Raw genomic sequence first — 6,202 nt, forward strand, 5'->3', positions numbered from 1 at the left:
TCGATCTGCAAGGTTAAATGGACCCGTTCGATAGGGCTGTTTTCAATCTCATTAATCCATCTTCCACAGTGGACCGCGGGCAGGCGATATTCATGCGCATAAATCCTTCGCCGCCGCTGCGGTATTTGGATCCTTGCCCGAGAGCGAGTTTTCCTTTTAGGAGAAGCCTTTTCATTAAGTCTTCATCGCTGAGGCCGAGTTTGCGGCAGTCGATCCAGACTAAATAGCTGCCTTCCGGTTCTATTACTGTTAATTCTGGCAATTCACGTTCAATAAATTCATTGACAAGACGAATGTTGCCGCGAATGTATTCGATCGCTTCATCAAGCCAAGGCCCGCCTTCGCGGTATGCGGCTTCCATAGCGGCAATTCCCATCATGTTTAATGTGAAAAATCCTTGTTTGGCAAGCACTTTTTGCAGCTTAGCGCGCAATTCCTTGTTGGATACCACGATGGCAGAGGCTTGCAAACCTGCTAGGTTAAACGTTTTACTTGGCGCGATACAGGTGATTACGATGTTTTGTATATCCCCGCTAAGGGAAGCAATTGGAATGTGTTTATGCGGCTCAGCGGTTAAATCGCTATGTATTTCGTCAGAAACGATCCAAACATCATGTTTTAGGCAGAGCTCAGCGATTGTTGTTAGCTCTGTTTTTGTCCAGACGCGGCCGCCGGGATTGTGAGGGCTGCATAGTAAGAATAATTTTACCTCTTCACGAGATAGTTTCTCTTCCAAATCTTCAAAATCGATTTCATAGCGGTTGTTGCGTAGAACGAGTTCATTATTAACGACGAGGCGTCCGCTGCGCTCGATCATATCGAAAAAGGGTGTATAGACAGGTGATTGCAGTAAAACAGAGTCACCGAGATCTGTGAGCGCTTCGATAGCTGCACCAAGTGACGGCACGACGCCGTGATTGAACAGCAGCCAGTTTGGGTCGATCATCCAGCCGTGGCGATTAGTCATCCAGTCTTTAATGGCCTCTCTCGTAGAATCGGGAATGGCCGTGTACCCGTATACTCCATGGTCTGCCTGCTCTTTGACAGCTTCTTTTACGGCATCGGGTGCTTCGAAGTCCATATCAGCCACCCACATCGGCAGTGCATCTTCTACACCGAACACCGCCTTAATGTTATCCCATTTCACAGTGTTCCTGCCTGTGCGGTTTATTACTCGATCAAATGTACTCATTGTATCCACCATCCTGACGATATAGTATATAATTATGTTAAAGTATTTAAGATGAAAAGGGCAACCATTAGCTCAGAACAAAAGGCAGGATGAAAAAAATGAACAAAGACGTACAAACGAACATTAAGCTGAGTCATATTCTTCGGGATTGGGACCCATTTGCGGCGGGCGGCGATTTTTACGATACAGAAACAGCAGATACGATTCAAGCTGTGTATCAGTATGACGATCAAAATGAGCTAGCGCAGAAAATCCAAGAGATTTATGAATTTTCGTTTGAGCAGAAGCTTCCTCTGGCGAGCTGCCTAGAAGTAGCCGAGAGGCTGCTGCAAGTAAAGAATGAAGCGTCATGTCAATTATAATAATATAAAGATTCCATCCGTTCGGCTATTTCTTTTGGTTCTTCAGAAGAAATAGCCGGCTTTTTTATGGCTATGTTAATGATTATTGTTGATTTTGTCTCTTTGTTGATTGGACCGGAAAGCGGGCGCCTGCAGCGGAAACCAACAAATAAGTGTAATAAAGCCTGCTGTATAGATGATATTCAACTGTTGTATGAATCAGGCGGGTTCAAAATCAATGGTATTCGGTTCTATAAAAAAATTATTGAAATAGATGATGTAATCAAATGGTTTTTTGATATAATTGTAGTATTCAATGAAAAGTTGGGGGAGTTATTGTGAAAATTAACAAAGAAGAACGAGAAATCCTTGAAATCCTCGAAAAAGACGCTCGTTTGACTGCATCTGATATCGGTAAAATGATTGGTGAAAGTGAACAATTAGTACAAGCCATGATTAAAAGGCTGGAAGAGGAAAGAATTCTCGTTCACTATACAACTCTTATTGACTGGTCAAAAGTTGAGGACGATGAGCGAGTGACGGCGATGATCGATGTTAAAGTAACACCGAAGCGAGGCGTCGGCTTTCACGAAACAGCAGAAAGAATTTATCGTTTTAAGGAGGTCAGCTCTGTCTATCTAATGTCAGGAGCTTACGACTTATCGGTAACGGTTGAAGGGAAATCAATGAATGAAGTAGCTAGATTCGTTTCGGAAAAATTATCTACGCTAGATGAGGTTGTTTCTACAACAACTCATTTTCAGCTAAAAAAATATAAGCATGATGGCAAAATTTTTGAAGAAAAACAAATAGATAATAGAATCGTGGTGTCTCCATAATGCTGACAACGAAGAACTATATTGCTAAATCTGTAGAATCAATGCGTCCATCGGGTATCCGTAAGTTTTTTGATTTAGCTGCGGGTATGGAAGGAGTAATATCGCTTGGAGTAGGGGAGCCTGATTTTGTCACATCCTGGTCTGCTCGTGAAGCGGCGATACTATCTCTTGAACGTGGATTTACTTCTTATACAGCCAATGCTGGTCTCCTTGAACTTCGGGAAGAAATATCAAAGTATGTGAGCGAACGATTTTGTGTACCTTATGATTCGAAGGAAGAAATCATCGTTACTGTTGGTGCCAGCCAGGCTCTTGACTTGGCTTTACGAGCTATTCTTGATCCAGATGATGAAGTGATTATCGTTGAACCGTGCTTCGTTTCTTATGCACCACTTGTCGAATTGACAGGGGGCAAAGCGGTGACGGTGGAAACAACGAGTGAGCAGCAATTTAAACTACAAGCGGAAGCGCTTGAAAGAGCGATTACTCCAAAAACGAAAGCGCTGCTGCTTTGTTCACCTAATAATCCGACCGGCGCGCAGCTAGATAAGGAAGATCTAGAAGCGATTGCTGGGATTGTGAAGCGGCATGATTTACTTGTGATTGCTGATGAAATCTATGCAGAGCTTGCTTATGACATTCAACATACATCTATTGCCAGCTTAGATGGTATGAGAGAGAGGACTATTTTAATTAATGGTTTCTCAAAAGGATTTGCAATGACTGGCTGGCGGCTTGGGTTTATTTGTGCGCCATACGAATTGTCGGCAGCTATGCTGAAAATTCATCAATATGCGATGATGTGTGCTTCTACCCCTGCTCAGTACGCTGCGCTTGAAGCGTTGAAAACAGGGATGAATGATGTAGAAGAAATGAAAAAAGATTATCGCCGCCGCCGCAATTATATTGTTCAGTCATTTAACGAGATGGGGCTTGACTGTCATACACCGGGTGGAGCATTTTATGTATTCCCATCGATTCAAAGCACTGGTCTGACGTCGGAGCAGTTTGCTGAATCGTTGTTAAGAGAAGAAAAAGTGGCCGTCGTGCCAGGATCTGTTTTCGGGAAAAGCGGTGAAGGGTTTATTCGTTGTTCTTATGCTTCTTCTATGGAACAGCTTCAAGAAGCGATGAAACGTTTTAGGCGTTTTCTCGGGAGATAAAAAAAGAAGGCAGCCAATTTGGCTGCCTTCTTTCGTCAGGGGGAGAATAGGGAATGTTGCTTATTCTAATCATGCCCCTTTTCTCTAAAGTTTATTCCTGTTTCTTTAAAATAATCCAAAACATTGAAGAAACCTTTGTAGATCAGCGGCTATGTTTAGAAATTCATAAGTGGATATGATATAATTTTACGATGCGTAGATAATGAATTTAATATTTAGGAGTGTTTGGATGGAAAACCAGATTGAACAAGGACAGATTATTAAAGGAAAAGTAACAGGTATTCAACCTTATGGTGCATTTATTGCATTGGATAACGGTACACAGGGGCTTGTCCATATCTCGGAAATTACTCATGGATTTGTAAAGGACATTCATGAATACCTTCAAGTGGGCGAAGAAGTGAAGGTAAAAGTAATGTCTGTGAACAAAGATGAGGGGAAAATCAGCTTGTCTATCCGGGCGACTGAAGAGATGAAGCTGTCTGTTCCACAGCCCGTCCGCCGTTTGAAAATTTCTGAAAACAGCGAAGGGTTTAACACGTTAAAGGATAAGCTGCAAGAATGGATTGACCAGTCTGAGGAAAGTAAATAAAGAAACAAAATCTAGTTAGACCTCTCAAAATGATTGAAAATGTTTATCAACAACCTGCAACAAAAAGCATGAGCGAATGAAGCGCTCATGCTTTTTGTTTTTTAAGGAATCATAACAGAGGAATTCGTTTTAAGAGATTTGGTTTTTGCGCAAAAATAATTTGCGTTAAGCTGGATGTTTTTGCTTATCTGCTATTTATCCCGCATTAACTGCCAGTAAGACCCTCACCTAAAGGCTTCAGCTTGTTTCTAAGTAAGCATAGGTGAGCGATCAACTGCCAGTAAACGCCCGATCCATTCAACTAACCATCAGCGGGGGATGAAGAAAACCCCCACTGATGGAAGTTTCATTTTATTTCGTGAATTTATGAATGAGTGTTTTTTCCAATGTTGTATTTTCGAATACGATATTGCAGGTTTTGCCGGCTCATTCCGAGAGCCTTTGCTGTTTTGGTAACGTTAAAATCGTGATGTTGCAACGCTTTTGTAATGTAATAGGTTTCAGCTTCATGAATATAATCGTCGAGTGGCAAAATAGCTTTGTCGGGCTGATATAGCAGCCCTTCTATTTTTTCCAAGTCATTGGATCCGCCGCTGCTACTGGATTTATGGCGGAATTGAATCGGCAGATGATCAAAAGAGATGGTGTCTTCATGCCCCATCAAATTCATGGCTCCTTCAATGACATGTTCTAATTCACGGATGTTGCCCGGCCAGTTATATTCCTGGAAATAACTTTTTACTTCTTCGTCGATAAAAGCGACTTTCATACCAAATAAATGGTTATACTTTTCGATGAAAGAGGAAGTTAGCAAATCAATGTCTTCTTTTCTTTCCCGTAGTGGGGGGATAAAGATCGAAACAACGCTTAAACGATAATATAGATCTTTTCTTAACTTGCCGGCTGCAATTGCATCAATGGGGTCTTCGCTAATGGTGGCAAGAATGCGGACATCAACAAAGAGATCTTCTGTCCCGCCTTCACGCTGCACTTTTTTCTCTTGGATGACTTTTAATAGTTTTGTTTGCAGAGCAGGGCTTAGAGAGTCAATCTCATCAAGTAAAAGAGTTCCGCCATTCGCCTGCTCGAATAACCCCGGTCTGCCTTCTGTTCCTGCTTGTTCTGCAGTGCCGAATAGTAAAGTTTCCATCAGTGTATCCGGCAATGCTGCGCAGTTTTGAGAAAGAAATGCGTTATCGGCTCTAGAACTGCCATTATGAATACTGTGAGCGAATAATTCTTTGCCGGTTCCGATTTCCCCTACGATTAAGACAGAAGAAGTGGTGCGTGTAGCTCTCTTGCTCGTTTCAATCGCTTCGTTCAGTGCTGCGCTATTTCCAAGAATTTGATCAAATGTATAGCGGGTATCGCCTTTTTTGTAAACATTTTCCTGGATCATTTTTTCTAGTTTAGTGATATCTTTAGCAATTTCCACGGCGCCGATCACAACACCGTTCTCCCGAATAGGAAATGTATGGTTAATGGTTGTGATTTCTTGTCCTTTGTTATTGGAGTAAGTTTGCTTTACATTGGGTATGGTTTCACCAGAATTCAGTACTTGCAGCAAGGTACTTTCTTCCGCAGGACCAAAATGGAAAACATCCATTACGTTTTTGTCAAGGACGTCATCAATGTCCATATCTTCAATTTCCCGCATTTTTTTATTATAAATAACGGTTCTTTCGTTAGAATCGATGACGTGGATGCCGAGATCTATTTTTTCCACAACTTCTTTGTATATTGTTAACAGTGATTCTAAATCTTTTGCAGTCATAGAAATCCCCTTCTTGAAATATATTTATATTTTTAAAAAAACACTTGAAAAAAGCAACAATTTTTTGCATTATAATAAGTGTGAGAGTTTTATTATAGCAAAAATATTTTGCGCATAAAACTTATTCAGTTACATAAAAGTAACTCTATGATGATTTTAAAGGAGGAAGAACATTGATTCCATACAAACACGAACCATTCACTGACTTTTCAAAACCTGAAAATAAACAAGCATTTGAAGAAGCGCTGCAGCTCGTTGAAGGATATCTTGGCCAGGATTACCCATTGGTGATCGGCGGCGA

Annotated in this window: 8 protein-coding genes; 6 read left to right on the forward strand and 2 right to left on the reverse strand. The window is 41.3% G+C overall.

All coding sequences use genetic code 11. The features are described 5' to 3' along the window. Window positions 1-13: 13 nt before the first annotated feature. On the reverse strand, window positions 14-1,192 hold the full coding sequence (locus QYG89_RS12915) for a MalY/PatB family protein (RefSeq protein WP_404317951.1): 1,179 nt from the start codon (window positions 1,190-1,192) through the stop codon (window positions 14-16). Window positions 1,193-1,290: 98 nt separating this feature from the next. Between QYG89_RS12915 and QYG89_RS12920 the strand changes: the two genes are divergently transcribed. The 5 genes from QYG89_RS12920 (at window position 1,291) to yugI (ending at window position 4,127) form a co-directional block, all read left to right on the forward strand. Then, window positions 1,291-1,554 carry a DUF1871 family protein gene (locus QYG89_RS12920; protein ID WP_404317953.1) on the forward strand — a complete coding sequence of 88 codons (264 nt, stop codon included), beginning with the start codon at window positions 1,291-1,293 and terminating at the stop codon, window positions 1,552-1,554. 66 nt (window positions 1,555-1,620) lie between these two features. After that, a complete protein-coding gene (locus QYG89_RS12925) occupies window positions 1,621-1,875 on the forward strand; it encodes a hypothetical protein (protein ID WP_404317955.1) in 255 nt (84 codons plus the stop codon). Further along, the gene (locus QYG89_RS12930) at window positions 1,872-2,372 is read left to right on the forward strand and encodes an Lrp/AsnC family transcriptional regulator (protein WP_404317957.1); all 501 of its coding nucleotides are present in this window, start codon (window positions 1,872-1,874) and stop codon (window positions 2,370-2,372) included. The genes QYG89_RS12925 and QYG89_RS12930 overlap by 4 nt, the downstream gene beginning before the upstream one ends. Beyond that, window positions 2,372-3,535 carry an aminotransferase gene (locus QYG89_RS12935; RefSeq protein WP_404317959.1) on the forward strand — a complete coding sequence of 388 codons (1,164 nt, stop codon included), beginning with the start codon at window positions 2,372-2,374 and terminating at the stop codon, window positions 3,533-3,535. Before QYG89_RS12930 ends, QYG89_RS12935 begins: the two co-directional genes overlap by 1 nt. A gap of 229 nt (window positions 3,536-3,764) precedes the next feature. After that, window positions 3,765-4,127: a S1 domain-containing post-transcriptional regulator GSP13 gene (gene yugI, locus QYG89_RS12940; RefSeq protein WP_404317961.1), complete on the forward strand. Its 363-nt coding sequence runs from the start codon at window positions 3,765-3,767 to the stop codon at window positions 4,125-4,127. A gap of 364 nt (window positions 4,128-4,491) precedes the next feature. Here the strand turns inward: yugI and QYG89_RS12945 are convergent, their stop codons facing one another. Then, the gene (locus tag QYG89_RS12945; RefSeq protein ID WP_404317963.1) at window positions 4,492-5,901 is read right to left on the reverse strand and encodes a sigma-54 interaction domain-containing protein; all 1,410 of its coding nucleotides are present in this window, start codon (window positions 5,899-5,901) and stop codon (window positions 4,492-4,494) included. Between the two features lie 173 nt (window positions 5,902-6,074). Between QYG89_RS12945 and QYG89_RS12950 the strand changes: the two genes are divergently transcribed. Next, window positions 6,075-6,202: hypothetical protein (locus QYG89_RS12950; RefSeq protein WP_404317205.1), on the forward strand; the 128-nt coding region annotated here is incomplete at its 3' end.

This window comes from Bacillus lumedeiriae, from assembly GCF_044891285.1.
Taxonomy (GTDB): Bacteria; Bacillota; Bacilli; order Bacillales; family Domibacillaceae; genus Pseudobacillus; species Pseudobacillus lumedeiriae.